Source organism: Fulvivirga imtechensis AK7 (assembly GCF_000331535.1).
GTDB lineage: Bacteria > Bacteroidota > Bacteroidia > Cytophagales > Cyclobacteriaceae > Fulvivirga > Fulvivirga imtechensis.
The window spans coordinates 30,250-47,611 of the sequence record NZ_AMZN01000037.1 but is presented as its reverse complement, the minus strand read 5'-3'; the positions used below and the strand labels follow the sequence as shown (position 1 = coordinate 47,611).

The window sequence follows — 17,362 nt, the reverse complement described above, 5'->3', positions numbered from 1 at the left end:
CAAGGCTACTCCACCGTAACCCTACCCGGCTTTATGAATATTAAAATATTAGGCACCAGGGCTAAGGTCAAAAAAAGCCTGTCGAACCACGCTAAGCATTCCGGTGTTTTAATTGACAATAAATTACTGTTGGATGTGGGTGAAAAGGAGTTTCTCGATTACAAGCCGGAATATATTCTGTTTAGTCACTTACATCCTGATCACGCCTGGTTTGTGGAAACAAACGAACAACTTCGAGTAGACATTCCTGTATATGCCCCCGAATTAAGTCGCTACATAGAAAAGGTGAATCTACTCCACTCACCCATTACCCTTGACGGATATAAAATCACTCCCATACCGACTCTTCATAGCATTAAAGTTAAATCAGTTGGGCTGCTCATAGAGTATGGGGGCAAGCGGCTGTACTATTCCGGAGACTTAGCCTGGATCGAAAAACAATACCATCCGCTTCTCCATGATCTGGATCTGGTGATCACCGAAGGTAGCTACATCAAGAAAAAGGGTGTGATCAGAAGAAAAGATGACCAGATCTATGGGCATCAGGGAATTCCCGACCTTATTACACTTTTTAGCAGGTTTTCACCAAAAATAATATTTATGCACCTGGGCACCTGGTTTATGAAAGATGCTAAAACAGGAATGCAGAAAATTATGGAGTTACAACCCAAAGGGGTGGAATTGGATGTAGCCAGCGATGGAAAGGAATATGAACTATAAACCACAGCGATCCAAAAACTGCTGAGGCAACTCCACATTATTTGCAACAGCCTTCCTCAAGCTTTTACAGCCTCCCTCTATATCACCTGCACCAATTTGAGCCTGTGCAAGAAGTAAGTGCCCCCGGTCAACATATGGATCGAGCACTAACGCCCGCTGCAACAGTCGGATAGCGTCTGTATAATTTCCCGAGAGATAATAATACCATCCCTTATTGCGGTAGGCCCAGGCATTATTAGGATCTATCGTAATGCTCCTGTCGATATCCGCCTTCGCTTTATCCAGCCTCCCTTGCAAAAGATAGACGAAACCTCTGTTATTAAGAAAATATGGCTGGCCAGGTTCATAGTTTAGCGCTTCATTCACGAGATCCAGAGCTTTGTCATAATCCTCTCTCTCTACTTCTATCAGCGCCAGTGCATTATAGGCATTGGGTTCAAGGGGAGATCTTTCCAAAGCCCGCTTCAGATCATTCTCCGCATCGTCCAACCTTCTGAGATAATACTTTACGGTACCCCGGTTGATAAGCGTCTCAGCATTACCGCTGTCTAATTTCCAGGCCTGATCAAAATCCGCTATGGCTTCCTCAAATTTTCGCATCTTAGCTTTGACAAGCCCCATACGAAAATACACTGTTGCAGAATCAGGAATACTCTTTTTTACATACTCGAGGTCATCAAGTGCGCGGTAAAGCTCATTAAGCTCATAGAAAGCATTCGCCCGGTTCATGTATGCATCCATATATTGTGGGTCGCACATCAAGACTTTGTCATACTCCAGCACTGCTTTGTTATACAGCCTTTGTTCGAAATATACGATCCCAAGATTATTTATAGCGGGCACATAACATGAGTCAAGATAAATCGCTTCCTTAAAGAACCGCATCGCATCTCGATGATTATGTTGCGTTAGAGCCTCATTACCCCTGATCAAAAACCTTTGTTTCTGTGTGTCACTACTTTTGCCACAACTATATAATAACGCTACAATAAAAAAGAAGTATAAAAGCCTCATGCCTTGAAAATTTTCGGCAAAAGTAATGCTTTTGTTATTGAGGAAAAAGAACTGGTCCTTAGTCACTGGTTAGAAGGGACGGACTGACTGACACAGACATCAGTTTTTTTTATACCTCTCGTGAATATCCGTCAGGCTACGATTTTACATTTCTGATCAATGACTTACCAAAGAATCACCCGCTTATCGCGGAGAAATTTTCCATTAGGTATATCTGGTGCTGTTGCCAGCCAAACAGCAGTTTCGGCTCCCTTTTCAACAGATCGGGGTGCATTTTTTCCTCCCATGCCCGTTCGTACCCATCCCGGGCACATGCTATTTACTGTGACTTCTCCACGGAGGTCCGCTGCCAATATCTGTGTCAAAGCATTTAGCGCTACCTTTGATATTCTATAGCCCGGGTAGCCGCCGCCCATGGAAGATACCGCCCCCATACCACTCGAAATATTCACAATACGACCATCGCTACTTTTCCTGATAAGAGGCAACAAAGCCTGCGTAAGCTCCATAATACCATAGAAATTAACATTTATCGTGTCTTGCATCAGGTCCATTGGTATGTTGGTACTATCATACCCCTGGTCCTGAGAGACGGCAGCATTGTTGATCAGTACGTCTACACGTTGATGCTCAGTCTTTATATCATCAATAAAATGACTAATACTTTCATGATCAGCCACATCCAACATCTTGAGTATGGTATCCAGTCCCTCAGCCTGTAGCTGTTGTTGTGCCCGCAAGCCTTTCTGAGGATCGCGGGCAGTAAGTATGACGCTATGCCCAAGAGTAGCCAATTGCCGACATATCTCGTACCCGATCCCGCGGTTACCGCCGGTCACAACAATAGTCTTACTCATCAATTATTTTTTAAGAAATTTAAAAGCCTGGTTCCATTGATTGCTTTTGAACCCTGGTATGCACCAAAGAATACAAAGCGGCTCTAATGCCCGAGCAGCCTCTACCGTACCCATGTCCTCCGTTTCCCATCCAAATTGATCCAGTATTGCTGCCACCTCCTGTTTTGCAGAATTATCGTTGCCGCATATGAACATGGTGGGCTTCATACCATCAAATTCCGGATCAACCATTAGGTGTGCACCCACGCTGTTGAAGGCTTTAACAAATTTAGCTTCTGCATGTTCGTTCTGAAGCCTTTCCATTAAGGAGTCGTCCAGGTTGGTGAAAAATTTAAGTACGCCATTCACAGGAGGAGCATCTGCTATGGGATTAGTAGCATCAATAACAATCTTATTCCTTAAATTGACAGCCTCTGCCTCCTGAAGCACCTTGTCAGCCACAGTTCCTTTTACTGCCAAAACGATAATCTCGCCAAAAGCCGCTGCTTCGGCAAAATCACCAACACTCCCTTTCCCCTGCACCTGGTCTAACCATTCTTCAAGTTTCACCGGATGGTTTGTACCGATCATTACCTGGTGCCCATACTTAATAAACCCGGCAGCCAGAGCCTGACCAACCGTTCCTGATCCCAAAATTCCAATTTTCTTTTTCATAGTATTAAAATTTAATTTGTATGTACAATCAATAATAAGAGTAAAAATTTTTATGCCAATTTTAAATAAGCTTCATAGCACATATTCGTTAATTTTCTGCTGTCCTCCTCTCCCAGAATAGCAACATATCGATGATATAAACTCTGCCAGGCTTCTACCAGCTTATCCTGTAGCTCCATACTCTTCTTTGTCGGCTGCACTCTGGTGGTACGACCTTCAGCGGTACGCTCCAGAAAGCCCTTATGCTCCAGTTTATCAATTAGTCTTGTTACCGTTGATGGGGTCAATTGCATTTTTATAGCTATGTCACCGGGTTGTATACCTGGATGCTCATTGACAATCATTAAAAGAAAAGCATAAGAAGGAGACATACCTGTAGGGCTAAAAGCTTCATCAGCCATTTTTGTTATCTGCCTGGCCAATGCACTAGCAGAATAGTACAGGCACCCACAATATTTGTTTTTGTTCTCCTCCATACATTGGCAAAGGTAGCATTAACATTTGTATGTACAAGCATTTTAAATAAAATTTTATTAGAGGCATAAAATTTGAGCAGTTTTTATGGATTTTTAAGCATTCGTTCATCTAGTAAATAAAATAAAAACATCCATGAAAAAGATAACGTTATTAACATTGCTATGGCTGACAGCGCTGTCAGCTTTTGCTCAACACCCTAATCCTTACCCCAACTATCCGATGATAAAGAAAATTGAAGTGCAAGGTTCGGCAGAAATGGAAGTTATCCCAGATGAAATCTATCTGAGGGTAGCTTTAAAAGAATATAAAGCTGATACAAAAAAGGTGAATATGGATAAGCTGGAAGCCCAATTGGTAAAAGCTATCGAACAGCTCGGTTTGCCAAAGGAAAACCTGCAGGTGGAGAATATCTATGGATATAATTGGGACTGGAGGAAAAAGAAAAGCGATGAGTTTTTGGCAACCAAAAGCTTCCGCCTGAAGCTGAAAGACGTAAAGATGATCAATAATCTTGTAGAAAAGCTTGATCCTGAAGGTGTTAATAGTATGAATATTGCTGAGGTGAGTCACTCAAAAATTAAAGAATTGAGAAATGACTTAAAGCTCCAGGCCCTTAAAGCTGCCAAGGAAAAGGCCAAATATCTGCTCGATGGCATTGGTGAAAAATTAGGTAGCGCTCTGGAGATCCAGGACATTGACTATGGCGACCAATATCCTATGTATGAAAGAGCCACTATGTCCTACGCTAAAGGATCAGCACAAGATGAAAGTTATCAGTCTGATCTTGAGTATAAAACCATTAAGCTGAAATCGCAAATAAGGGCGGTTTTTGAGATTGATTAAAATAGATAGGGTCTGCTTCATTAAAAAACAGACCCTATCCTTTTCGCTACATCCTCATTACTTAACCATTAATCTCAATAGGTTGCTTTGCTCATCCATAGTGATCTTGACGAGGTAAAAACCACTTTGCACACCATTGGAGATTTCTATCAAATTGACACCGGAAGATATTTCCCCGGAATATAGCTTCTGAACTTCACGTCCATTGATATCCAATAGTGTGATATCAACATCTCCGTGTTTTTTAGAAATAAATTCAATAACTCCTCCGGAACTGCCCATCGGATTAGGGTATATTTTTATATCCGCACCTGTGATCTCATCTTCTATAGCCGTTATTTCTTCGATGCTTACTTTAAATGAGTCTTCTGTTCTTCCGCAATCACTATCAAAAGCATAGACCGTCACTACCATTTCCCCCAATTGAACCGGGTTGATGGCAAGGATTGGGCCATATAGGTCTATCTGTGCCAACGTAGGGTTGTTAGTATAAAATCCATATGTGAGTTCCGCAGAAGATGAAAATACACCTTCCATATCGATTAACACTTTTCCATCATCGGGGTCTATGACTTGGTCGTCCACCGGTAGCTCAATTTCAGGAGGACTGGCAGATGCAGCTTCGCAAACATTTAATGACACAGGTATTTTTATCTTTGGTTTTTCAGGATCATTACTAATAAAGTGGATTATAGCTGAATACTCACCCGCTTCCAACTCGGCAGCATCGATACTAACACTATTCGTTCCGCTTGATGCTGGACCTATATTTCCTATATCGGAAGATAACTTAAGCCAGCTCGCTTCTACCACACCATCGTCTATCTCTGATATCGTTCCGTCCCATGTCGCCAGAAGCAAATTACTTCCATTATGCGCTATAGAATATGCCGGAATATAATTGGAGTTTACTGTAATCTCTTCCATCACAGTCATCTCTTGGTCTTCCAGGGCATAATGTATAATACGACCCAAATGCTCAAAATCTATCGCCCAGAAGGTTCCCCCATTATGAGAATCTACGTATACGCTACTATAAATATAACCTCCATAGGATGAATGAAAAGTGTCTGAAATAGTTCCTGTCACATCTAATTCATAAATGGTCGACTTATAGGAAAAGGCCTTACTTATAATGAGATGATCTCCATCCCAGGCAATTGTTGGATAATATTCGAAAGGGCAGCTAAAAGATCCGTGCTGGGTGCCATTACGATCATAAGCATAAACGTTTCCAACATAGTCACCAATCCAAAGATAAGTACCATCCCATGTTATGCTATATGGGTACAAATGTATGCCGAATCTACTAACTTCAGTTAAAGTAACGGGATCAAATTTTACCAATTCATTTGTTATATAGCTTATCACATACAAAAATCCATCTACATAAGCCATTCCCGTTGATCGTTCAATAAAATTATTGTTCACATTCAATGTATCACCAATACCCAATTGAGCAGCGTCAGATTTTGCCGATTGATACCTACTCATATCAGCAAAATATCCAACAGCCGGAACATCAGTTTGTCTGGCTCCACTGCTGGCTTCAGCTCCATAAGACACATACATTTCATACTGAAGTTCTCCATTTCCACTATTGAATATAGAAATATCTCTAGTGGAACTTTCTCCAACAACTAAACTCTCAAATATCTCACTTGGTGACAATGTAACCTGAGGTGGTTCCATTCCAAGGCCACTAAGAGAAATGGTAACCGTGGCATTTGTAGGATCATCACTTTCAAATGTCAAAGTACCAACGATTTCTGCTGCAGTCGTTGGATTAAAGGAGATCTTTAGCCATTGCCCCTCACCCATCTCTATATCCAAGGTATTTGAAGAGGCGATAAACTCCGCATGTGACGAGTTAATATTACTGATGTGTAATGTCTCCGTCCCATTATTAAAAATAAAAAGCGAGTCAGTCCTCTCCTGACCAATATATGTATCGTCAAGCGCCATCTCACTCAGCGAAAGTTCCATTAATGGAATGCCTGTAACTTCGAGAGTGACTGGAATAGTTATGCGCGGTGTAACCGGATCATTGCTATCCACGTTGATCTCAGCGTTATATATACCTCCAACTAATCCGGTAGCATCAAAATGGATTGAAAAAGAACTTGAACTCTGACTAGCTATTTGAGAAGATTGAGGATCAACAGTTAGCCAACTATAGATATTACCGGCCAGCCAATCAACGACCTGATTGGCAAACAAGCGATTATCTTCATCGTATATCGCTCCGTTTATCATTAGTTCATTGGCCATTAGCACAAATTTCCCAGCTCCAAGCTTTTCCACCACTACATGTCCATTCCCATCGTTGTCTTTAACTATTTCATTTGACGAGCCGCTATAATATCCACCATAAGAGAAAGAGTATATCCCTGAAATATTCGAAGTGATCGGGTGCACAGCCAGATCAGTAAAATAGTCATTGTAATAATTACTTAAGGAATTAAATACACTGCTCGTTTGCGCTATAACATAGTTAATATTAGTCTGGGAATCATGATCATCAGCCTCCATAATAAGATTTCCCCCTCTATCTACAAAATCAATAAGCATATCCAGATCAGATACACTAGCGTAGTATATATAGTCATTGACGATGACTATATCGTAAGCTGTCATATCGGATAATGGAAAGAATAGCTCAGTTACCGAAGCTCCTCTGGCACTTATATCCTGAATTAATATCGAATAATCACCGTAACCAAACACACCTACATTTATTCCGGTAAGGTCAGTTAATGTGGCTTCTAATCTTTGGGCAAAGATCTCAATTTGTTTGTCGCTATCCGGATCCTTCGCCTTCACCATTTTCTCACTTAATGTAAAAACGGAAGATCCGCTAACTTCCGCATAGTCGATACTATTTACAACATACAATTCACTATTCCCAGAATTTGAAATGGTTATAATCTGAGAAGATGTCCCTCCTGTATACAGAGCTTCTGTCAGTGATATAGGGTTGACATTGATTACAGGGGGTTCAACACCGTTTCCAATCAATCTTATTTGATATGGATCGTTGTTCGGATCATTGCTGCGTATCATAAGATCAGCACCAATAGAACCGGTGCTTACGGGACTAAAATCAATATTGACCAATAAGCTATCTCCGGGAACAACTGCCCCTGATCCCACACTAGTGACATATGCTGAATCATCCACACTGATGTCAGTTATCTCAAGATCTTCATTGCCAGTATTCTTCAAATAGAGTGAAAGTTGGGCTGACTGGTTAATAAATACATTCCCAAAATCTAGATTGGTAAAATTGCTTGTAATATGGGGGGCTCCCTCCACGTTTAATTCAGTAGCAACCGTAGTAGTTTCATCAGAAGCATTGCTGGTGATGAAGATGTTGCTGTTATATTGCCCAGGCTCCAGACCAGCAGCGTCAAAAAGAATATCAACAGCTTTCGTCTCTCCCGCTTCTACAGTACCGGAATGTTCTTCCAGAAATACTCCTCTTGTACCTGTGCTTATAGAAACAAATCGATCCATAACTCCCAGCATTACATCATTATCTATATAAGAACCGCTAGTACCGGCAAAAAGCAGGTAATACATCCGATCTATCCCTGTTAAACCATTTATTCTATGGTAGTCATCATTAGTATTAGTAGAAAACTCATGGTTGACGGAGCCATTATCTTCAACAATAATTAAATGATTAACAGAAGGGTCCCATGCATCATAGACCCTTTTGACAAAGCCCAGATAAGATTTACCATTTTTAACCAGACTAAGTACGGCTCCATCAACACTGCCAGAACCATCCGCACCTAAATTGCCTGTGATTTCAAAATAGGATTGCTCATTTAAATCCGTTGCAAGCACAAACAAACCCGGATATTTTGCCGTAAAGTAATGCTCATTGTTTAAATACGTACTTGTAGTTATTGCTTTATCATGATAATTGATATAACCCCCCACATCTGTGGCCAACTTATTGCCTCCATCATACATATCATTACCGCCATCCCAAATTTCATATCCGGTTTCCCCTTCACTAAAGCTATAGTAGTCCGGAATAAGCGCTGTTATAGTACTATGGCTGTTATTCAGGCTATCCAGCACAATCTGAAGATCTATGTCAGAAGACTGCTGAATGCTTCCAATTACCTGTTGAAGATCCACTCTTTCAAACTGACCCGCTGATAGCGCTTCATTTGTTACAGGTTTTATGCTTTTGTCGTGCGGTGTATCCAATCCTTTAAAAACAGCGCTTTGTTGCAATACCGTCATTGCCTTACTGAATGAAGTGCTTCCTAGTTCAAGAATGTACTCCAAAACACCCTCTCCGGTGTTGCTAATACTAATTTGCTGAACTTCAGATTCTCCGACATACAAATTAGAAGTTAAAGAAAGTGGTGCCACTTCCATTACCGGTACACCGGTAGTGGTAACATTTAGCACGTTGGAAATAGCTGATATGTTACTGAAATAATCGCGTGACCTGATAGCAAAATAGTAAGAGGTGTGAGGTGACAAATTTTCAAAAGTATATGTTTCCATACTTCCCTGAGACTGGGCAGCAAGACTACCAGCAAGGATCGCTGACTCAAAATTAGCCTCTGTAATTGGTGACAAACTATACCTTATTTCATATGAGCTGGCAGAATTATTATCCTCATCCGCCGGAGCTGTCCATGATACTGTGGCCTGGTCATGCCTTAGCTCGCTTGCAACTAAATCAGCTATCTGATCCGGAGCAATGCCATCATCTTGCAACAGCGCTGCAAAGGCATTTATCCTTCCTGTTCCTAATTGCCCTGAAAAAGAAGAATTTACGTCATCAATATCATCAGTTGTCTCTGTCAGCCTGAACCTTAATTGTGCCGGAGTAAACCCTGCACCTCCAAATTGCGAGACGATTAAAGCGGCGACCCCGGATACATGTGGACATGCCATTGATGTGCCTTGAAAAAATCCATAGTTATTATTGGGAAGTGTACTTAGTATACCTTGATTGGTTACAGCGGTTTCTCCTCCCGGTGCAGACACATCTACCCATGAACCATAATTAGAGTAGTAAGATTTTTGGTCATTATGGTTCGTTGACGCAACCGACAATACGGGCTCATAATATCCCGGATAGTAAGCCGCGCTAGAGTTACTATTTCCAGCCGCAAAGATCACTATTCCTCCTTGCATAGGACCTACCGGATTTCCATTCTCATCGAAACCAGCGTTAGCAATAAAATAATCTATAGCATCAAGTACAACTTGCTCATAATAACCGGAATAGGTATATCCCCAGCTATTTTGAGAAATAACTGCTCCATTATCTGCTGCATAGGCATATGACTCTGCAAACCCGCCAATACTATTACCAAAAACCTGACAGGACATTAACCTGGCCCCATCCCCCGAGCCACTGCCACCCGCTACACCTGCCACACCTATATTGTTGTTATTCACTGCCGCTACTGTACCTGCCACGTGTGTCCCATGATCATCAGCAAGGATGTTTCCTGTATTATCGGCCAGATTGTAGCCATATATATCATCAATATAACCATTACCGTCATCGTCTATTCCCGGAGTTCCATTAAGTTCTGCTAAGTTTATCCACATATTATCTGCAATGTCGGTATGATCAACATCAATGCCGCCATCATGAATGGAGATAACCACGTCAGAAGAGCCTTTTTGAAGGTCCCACGCTGAAAGCAACTTAATATCGGCCCCGGATGTACCTCCTGTTTGCGTTGTATTGTTATAATGCCACTGTTCGACTAACCTGGGATCGTTAGTAGTATAATTTTGACCTGTACCATCTGAAAAATTAGCAACAGGTTTGGAAAGAAATGGCAGCCCCGAAATCCCACCTCTGTGCTTGGAATAAAGAGGCTCAGCTTGCTGAATAGCAATACAACCGGAATAATTATTAAGTAATTTTTGTACCGAACTCGCTTTAGAGGCATCAAATCTCACCTCATACCAAAGATGCAGCCCAAACTTTTCTCTTCTTTCCCTGTACTTGCCTCCATCTGAAAAGACTCTTCTCAGCTCAAGGGCCCCAAACTGTTCATTAAGTGCGTCCAGAGAGCTCAAACCTGTCTTTACATACCCTTCAGAGGTCCTTGAAAAAGTAGATGGTTTGATCTCATTAATATAAGATCCATTGAATTTAATTCGAATTACATGCTCCTTTTCGTAAAGTTGCGCTTGCCCTTGAAGCAAACCAGGAACAAAAAAAACAAGAAATAAAATAAGTCTAAAGAAGCCAACCATTATTGTACTATTTTGTTAAAAATTTTAAAGGTTGCAATATAAAACAAAATCCATATATAACCTATAGTTATTTATATTTTTGATATTTACTGGAAAGCATCCCGATTTTCCTGACTTTAACCAGACGGCACGACTCTTGCCCCGTTTTTCTTAAAAGTACAGATGCTATGAACAAAAAATATCACATCGGATGCTCTGGTTTTTACTACAATGACTGGGTGGGTAAATTCTACCCGGAAGACCTTAAAAAAAAGAAGTGGCTGGAATACTATGCTGAAACTTTTGATACAGTGGAGATCAACAATTCATTTTATCGTATGCCTAAAGAGAGTACAGTTCAGGGGTGGTACGACCGAACTCCTCACAATTTTACTTTCACCTTAAAAGGAAGCAGGTATGTAACACACATCAAAAAGCTGAAAGAAGTATCAGAAAGTGTTGCTTATTTTTATCATCTGGCGGATATACTCAAAGAAAAGCTGGGAAGTGTACTATGGCAGCTTCCCCCAGGCCTCAAGAAAAATATGGAAAGACTGGAGGCATTTTGCAGGTTACTGACCCCGGAATACAAAAATGTAATTGAGTTCAGGCACCAGAGCTGGTTCGATGAAGAAGTATATGATATGCTCAGGAAATACAGAGTAGCTTATTGCATCATTTCCGCACCTCAGGATCTGCCTGAACATGTCATTTCCACAGCCAAACATGCCTATATGCGCTTTCACGGTAAAGATCACTGGTATAACTACTACTACTCTGATGAGGAGCTAAAGCAATGGGGTGAACTTCTGGGAAAGATGGAGGCCGATGAAGTGTTTATCTACTTCAACAACGACTACAATGCGAATGCGGTAAAAAATGGCAAAAAATTAACAGAGCTGCTGGCAACCGAGACAGCAGATACAAAATAATTTATTCACTTTTGCACACTGCTATATTGATCCTGCCGGAAGCAGGTTGCTTTTCAGCAGCAATTCCAATATTTCCACCTGCCAATATTACATTACTACCTTCTCCTGAAGCGGCAAGGTGGATCTTAACGCTACCATCAAAATTCCTCAGATAATCGTATTCAAAAACTGACTCATCCAGAAGCCTTGGCACAATAGTGATGCTTTCTCCTGCCTCCGCAGAAAGATCATTAAGTTGAGCTGCCAAATCAGCATCCGGAATGGATAAATTACCGTAATGAAGGTGAACAGGATGAAGAGCATTGCCACTAGTGCCGCTCACTCTCACCTCTATCTGTATAGACTTGTCCATTCTTTCACGAAATACCACAGTACCTTCAATTGGAAATTCTGAGGCTTGCAACAGGTCATAAACCATTTCCCGACCGGTAAACTCCTGATCTTCCCGGGTATTTTGCTCATCGCTACATGCTGTTGACAACATTGCAACAACAGCTAAACTAAAAAGGCAGGTAAAAATTCTCATGATTTTAAATGCTTGATATGAGTAAAGTTAAATATAAAACTTTTAGCGGATATAATTAGTTCATTAGAAAATAGGGAAAAGAAATATGTATATTTGGGAGTTTTCAAAATCAAAATATATGGTAAGGTTTGTATTTTTAACGCTGATCATTGCAATTATCAGTTGCACCGGTGGTACTACAACCGAATCTACTGAATCACAACCTTTAAACCAGAAATTGAAATTAAAAACCCTTGAAGGGGATGATATAGACCTGGAAGAATACAAGGGTAAAACTATTTTTATTAATTTTTGGGCAACATGGTGCAGGCCATGCATAATAGAGATGCCTTCAATTGAAAAGGCACAGACAAAACTGAAGGATAAAAACATTGTCTTTATAATGGCCTCCAATGAACCTCGCGGACAAATAAAAAATTTCATGCGATCACATCAATATGACTTTCACTATGCACAGTTGGATATGTCTCTCGAACAATTGAACATCCAGGGTCTGCCAACCACACTTATAATTAACTCCGAGGGCGAGGTAGTATTCTCTGAAATGGGAGCACGTGATTGGAACGCTGCTGAAAACATTCAATTGGTAACTCAATATATCGAATGAAATACCTGATCATCATATTTTTCTGCATTATTACAGCATGCAGCGATGCTGAAAAAACTTCATCACCAGTTTTAAAACACATCCCTGTTAAAACAGCGGGGTCCAGTGCTGAGCCGTTCCTTTGCACCGGACCGGATGGTAAAGTGTATCTATCCTGGATTGAACAAAAACAGGACACTAACTATCTCAGGTTCTCTACATTTAATAATGATCAGTGGTCTGAGCCACAAACTATTGCCTCAGGAACTGATTGGTTTGTCAACTGGGCAGACTATCCAACTTTATCAGCAGATAGCCGAGGTAATATTGTAGCTCATTTTCTGGCCATGAGCGGAGAAGGCACATATTCATATGATGTGTACTTGACGCATTCCAATGATAATGGCAAAAACTGGAATGCCCCATATATTCTTCACGATGACGGTAAAGAGGCCGAGCATGGTTTTGCTTCAATTATGCCGTACGGGGAAAACTTTTTCATAACCTGGCTGGATGGTCGGAATGCTGCTGATCAAACTCAACATACAGGATCGGGATCTGAGGGCCATAACATGGAGCATCATGGAGCCATGACCATAAGAGCTGCTGTTATTGATCCTGCAGGCGGTAAACTTAATGAATGGGAGTTGGATGACCGGGTGTGTGATTGCTGCCAGACAACAACTGCAATAACTGCAAATGGGCCGGTGGTGATATACCGTGACCGATCCGAAGAAGAAATCAGGGACATGTCCATCGTGCGGCTCATGGATGACAGCACCTGGACAGCCCCACAGCCGGTTCATAATGATGGCTGGAAAATAGCAGGATGCCCTGTAAACGGTCCGCGGGCGGCATCGTTAGGAAACAACATGGCCGTGGCCTGGTTTTCAGCCCCCGAGGGAAACGCACAGGTCAAAATTGCCTTTTCTCAGGATGGTGGCGCTTCCTTCACTGACCCTATACGTATAGATTCTGCAAAAACCGTAGGGCGTGTGGATGTAGTAATGCTAAATGAAAGTACAGCCGTGGTAAGCTACATGGAGGGTGCTGACATAAAGGTCGTGAAAGTCAGTCAAAATGGAACTAAAAGTAAGGCGGTGCTCGTTAGTTCATCATCAGAAGCACGGGCAAGTGGATTCCCTCAGATGACTAAAAGCGGTGATCATTTAATATTTGCCTGGACTGACAATGACAAAAAGGAAATTAAAACAGCAGTATTAAGCAAAATCTGATTTTTACTTTTACCGCTTGCCAAATTCACTCAAAATACTGATCTTTTATCCATCATAGAACATAAATTAGCTATTCAATAATTTTATATGAGTTATAAACCCCTCAGATTCTCAGGAAATCATCAAGTTGATTTTATTAAAACCCTTCGCTCGAGGGTAAATGGCTACTTTGAGAGTAATAAGATTTCAAAATATGGTAACGTGCATATGGTGATAAAAACTATTGCCATGCTAGCCATGTATATTATACCTTATTTGCTAATGATAGTTGGTGTTATTACTAATGTATGGGCGATTTTAGCCATGTGGATCGTCATGGGCATTGCCATGGCAGGCATTGGCTTTTCAATTATGCACGATGCCAATCATGGAGCCTATTCCAAAAACAAAAAAGTAAATAAGTATCTAGGTTATCTTATCAATATAGTTGGTGGAAGTGCCATCAATTGGAAAATTCAGCACAACGTTTTACACCATACCTACACCAACATAGATGGTATGGACGAAGACATAGATCCAGGAAAGCTCATGCGCCTGTCGCCTCATAAAAAGAGGTACATGCTTCACCGCATTCAGCATATCTATGGATGGGGACTGTATGGTCTGATGACTTTTTTATGGATAACCACCAAAGATTTCAGACAACTGTTCAGGTATAAAAATATGGGGCTCACTAAGTCACAAAACATAAATACCCAAGTGCAGTTGTTTAGACTAATTATAGCCAAAATTCTCTATTATGCCGTTTTTCTTGCCCTACCGATAGCGGTTCTAAATATCAACTGGTGGTTGGTACTTATCTTTTTTATAGCCATGCATTTCACAGCCGGCCTTATTCTTGGCTGTGTTTTTCAGCCCGCCCATGTTATGCCTACAGCCGATTTTCCCTTGCCGGACAAAGAGGGGAATCTTGAAAATGACTGGGCGGTACACCAACTATATACCACTACTAATTTTAGTCCGAATAGCAGACTACTTGGATGGTATGTTGGGGGTTTAAACTACCAGATCGAGCATCATTTGTTTCCTACTATATGCCACATACACTACAGGAAGATTGCAGGCATTGTAAAACAGACAGCCGAAGAATTTGGGCTACCCTACCATTCTCAGCCCAACTTCCTGCAAGCTATTTTAAACCACGCCAGAATGTTAAGAGACTTGGGCAAGTATGATGTGGCACCTGTAAAAACCTACGTTTAGTTGATATTTAACGGGTAATTCACTGGACATATTGTGGAATAAATGATCAGATCATTTTAACTCATTATGATCCGAAAAGTTGATCTATATCAAGACTACATGGCCTTGATACCTTTCTGTGTTTCTGCATAGCAATCAAAGGATTTCTGCATAAAGCATCGAATCCCCTGGTGTGTTTTTTGCGCCTTAAATCCATATGATCAAGTCGATTTTTCAAATCTTAAATCTTAGGAATTATGAGCAAAGTTAAGTTTGACAAGTTTGCACAGGAAGCTAATGAATTCATTAACGAACTGTCCGAAGAATTAGGACATCCTGAGAGTCAGGAGCAGACCCTAATAGCGCTTAGGTCGGTCATGCATGCTATTCGTGACAGAATAACCATTGCCGAATCATTCAACGTACTTGCCCAACTTCCGCTCCTTCTAAAAGGTATATATGTGGAAGATTGGAAATACCATGAAAAACCCAATAAGATCAGAAGCCTGGAGGAATTTAAGTCAGACATAAAATCACGACAGGAAAAATACGGAGAAACACGATTTGACTGGAGTTTGTCTACTGAAGAAATTGTGTCCAGGATGATAGGAAAGCTGCGCAAATATCTTGATGAAGGGCAGTTAAGACACATAGAGGACCAACTACCTGCTGAGGTCAAGCCATTGCTCCACGAGATGTAAGTCATTGGCTTTGGCGAGCCACTAAAAACAGTGGCACCGTATACGAACGGTCATGTTCCGGCATACCGGAAGCGTTCGACTTTTTAAAGATCAATGTTGCCGGCTGCGACCTGGAAACATGAAAAATAAGGTCAGCTTCAAATGTAACCCAGTCTTCCATCATCCAGTTACCTTTGGCTCGTGCTGATGCCTGAGCCAAGGGTTTATTATCCTCACCTTTGAGCACCACTGGAAATTCACCTTCAAAAAACCACATACCACGCGCCCTACCTCTTACTTTTACGGTAGAAGATACCTGGCTATCAGCCTGCGGCTCTTCCACTCGAATTAAATCATCAATTGGCCTTTTCTCCTTATCCCTGAAAAAATGAAGACTGCCTAATATCCTGTCCACCTGTTGCCGCTGATCACGTTTTACCTCACCATACCTCACCAAACGGTCGCCTCCTCCCATGGTGTTACAATGCACAAGGGTCTTTTCCTTTCCTGAAGCATCAAAACATTTAATATTAAATGCCCGCATTCCGATTTGAATAAAAATAAACCCTTCGTCAGACCATCCGGGTGGAGAGATCAGGGGTTTCAGCAGATAGCCCCATACGTTTCCATCATTGAGTTGGTACGCAACAGAGGCGTCCTGATCCACATCAAAAGAAACTGTCACATCAGTACCGGCTTCAAACAACTTAATCCTGTCTCCTACCGGTCTGTCAACACCGAATCCTTCAGGGAAAAAGGCGAGATACGATGCCTCAGGATCTTCATGAAGTTTTAATGGTAATTTCAGGCGTTCACCGGAGGTGTAATTGTAAACATTAATCACCGAACCCTTTTCACCCGAATTATTGAATATCCTCCAATTGTCAGGGTATTGAATCGAAAAATGATATCGTGAGTTTGAATACTCCTGCCATTTATAATCGACTGTATCGAGGTATGCCCCTGCACTGGTCATCCGACCCGTTGCCGAGGTACTTGGCGAATGTTCGGAATGATCACTGGAAAAATTGCAACCAATAGTGATCAGAAACAATAGGAATCCTGCCGGTAAAATGCTGCTCATATCTTGTGCAATTTTTTACTCACTTTTGTGTGTCACAGTCCTCTGTTATTTCTAGTGCTTTACTTTCCCTTTCTTTTGGCGGCTGATATTCCAATCTGCCAGTAGTAAAGCGACTCCGGCTGCCAAACCAAATAATAATAAAATATATGGCCAGGTATAGGTAAATTCATAGTCGCTGGTCATTGGGGCATCCGGGGCAAAAATCAGAAACAAGAGAAACAATAACACTGTAAGCCCAATAAATACAAAGCCTAAAACTTTCATGTGTATATAATTGATTTTAAGTTGCCACATGGAATAACCAAAGTCCTTGACTGCCTTTGCAACTTGAAAATTTCTCA

15 protein-coding genes are annotated in these 17,362 nt (G+C 41.3%); 7 read left to right on the top strand and 8 right to left on the bottom strand.

Annotated features, from left to right (window positions below; translation table 11 throughout):
* Positions 1–33: 33 nt before the first annotated feature.
* A complete protein-coding gene (locus tag C900_RS10920; protein WP_009579912.1) occupies positions 34–720 on the top strand; it encodes an MBL fold metallo-hydrolase in 687 nt (228 codons plus the stop codon).
* Here the strand turns inward: C900_RS10920 and C900_RS10915 are convergent.
* The 4 genes from C900_RS10915 to C900_RS10900 form a co-directional block, all read right to left on the bottom strand.
* Positions 715–1,734 (bottom strand): tetratricopeptide repeat protein, encoded by a 1,020-nt coding sequence (locus C900_RS10915; protein ID WP_157493994.1) that lies wholly within the window; start codon positions 1,732–1,734, stop codon positions 715–717. The two genes, C900_RS10920 and C900_RS10915, sit on opposite strands and share 6 nt — an antisense overlap.
* A 164-nt stretch (positions 1,735–1,898) precedes the next feature.
* Positions 1,899–2,591: an SDR family oxidoreductase gene (locus C900_RS10910; protein WP_009579910.1), complete on the bottom strand. Its 693-nt coding sequence runs from the start codon at positions 2,589–2,591 to the stop codon at positions 1,899–1,901.
* Between the two features lie 3 nt (positions 2,592–2,594).
* Positions 2,595–3,245, bottom strand: a complete 651-nt coding sequence (locus C900_RS10905) for an NADPH-dependent F420 reductase (protein WP_009579909.1) — start codon at positions 3,243–3,245, stop codon at positions 2,595–2,597.
* 50 nt (positions 3,246–3,295) lie between these two features.
* Positions 3,296–3,721 carry a MarR family winged helix-turn-helix transcriptional regulator gene (locus tag C900_RS10900; protein WP_009579908.1) on the bottom strand — a complete coding sequence of 142 codons (426 nt, stop codon included), beginning with the start codon at positions 3,719–3,721 and terminating at the stop codon, positions 3,296–3,298.
* 133 nt (positions 3,722–3,854) lie between these two features.
* Between C900_RS10900 and C900_RS10895 the strand changes: the two genes are divergently transcribed.
* Positions 3,855–4,565, top strand: coding sequence for an SIMPL domain-containing protein (locus tag C900_RS10895; protein WP_009579907.1), 711 nt, complete (start codon positions 3,855–3,857; stop codon positions 4,563–4,565).
* A 57-nt stretch (positions 4,566–4,622) separates the two neighbouring features.
* Here C900_RS10895 and C900_RS28360 read toward each other — a convergent pair whose 3' ends face one another.
* A complete protein-coding gene (locus C900_RS28360; RefSeq protein WP_009579906.1) occupies positions 4,623–10,817 on the bottom strand; it encodes a S8 family serine peptidase in 6,195 nt (2,064 codons plus the stop codon).
* Positions 10,818–10,984: 167 nt separating this feature from the next.
* On the opposite strand from C900_RS28360, the gene C900_RS10885 reads away from it, so the two are divergent.
* Positions 10,985–11,728: a DUF72 domain-containing protein gene (locus C900_RS10885; protein WP_009579905.1), complete on the top strand. Its 744-nt coding sequence runs from the start codon at positions 10,985–10,987 to the stop codon at positions 11,726–11,728.
* A 1-nt stretch (position 11,729) separates the two neighbouring features.
* Here the strand turns inward: C900_RS10885 and C900_RS10880 are convergent, their stop codons facing one another.
* Positions 11,730–12,254 carry a hypothetical protein gene (locus C900_RS10880; protein ID WP_040496517.1) on the bottom strand — a complete coding sequence of 175 codons (525 nt, stop codon included), beginning with the start codon at positions 12,252–12,254 and terminating at the stop codon, positions 11,730–11,732.
* 118 nt (positions 12,255–12,372) lie between these two features.
* Here C900_RS10880 and C900_RS10875 point away from each other — a divergent pair, with 118 nt between their 5' ends.
* From C900_RS10875 to C900_RS10860, 4 genes are all read left to right on the top strand, one after another.
* Positions 12,373–12,861 carry a TlpA family protein disulfide reductase gene (locus tag C900_RS10875; RefSeq protein ID WP_051052824.1) on the top strand — a complete coding sequence of 163 codons (489 nt, stop codon included), beginning with the start codon at positions 12,373–12,375 and terminating at the stop codon, positions 12,859–12,861.
* Complete coding sequence (locus C900_RS10870) at positions 12,858–14,075, top strand: sialidase family protein (protein WP_009579902.1); 1,218 nt, start codon at positions 12,858–12,860, stop codon at positions 14,073–14,075. Before C900_RS10875 ends, C900_RS10870 begins: the two co-directional genes overlap by 4 nt.
* A 207-nt stretch (positions 14,076–14,282) precedes the next feature.
* On the top strand, positions 14,283–15,278 hold the full coding sequence (locus tag C900_RS10865) for a fatty acid desaturase family protein (RefSeq protein ID WP_051052826.1): 996 nt from the start codon (positions 14,283–14,285) through the stop codon (positions 15,276–15,278).
* 236 nt (positions 15,279–15,514) lie between these two features.
* The gene (locus C900_RS10860) at positions 15,515–15,958 is read left to right on the top strand and encodes a DUF2267 domain-containing protein (protein ID WP_009579900.1); all 444 of its coding nucleotides are present in this window, start codon (positions 15,515–15,517) and stop codon (positions 15,956–15,958) included.
* 1 nt (position 15,959) lies between these two features.
* Here C900_RS10860 and C900_RS10855 read toward each other — a convergent pair whose 3' ends face one another.
* Both C900_RS10855 and C900_RS29885 read right to left on the bottom strand, forming a co-directional pair.
* Complete coding sequence (locus tag C900_RS10855; protein WP_040496514.1) at positions 15,960–17,021, bottom strand: Gmad2 immunoglobulin-like domain-containing protein; 1,062 nt, start codon at positions 17,019–17,021, stop codon at positions 15,960–15,962.
* A 51-nt stretch (positions 17,022–17,072) separates the two neighbouring features.
* Complete coding sequence (locus C900_RS29885) at positions 17,073–17,285, bottom strand: hypothetical protein (RefSeq protein WP_009579898.1); 213 nt, start codon at positions 17,283–17,285, stop codon at positions 17,073–17,075.
* Between the last annotated feature and the right edge of the window lie 77 nt (positions 17,286–17,362).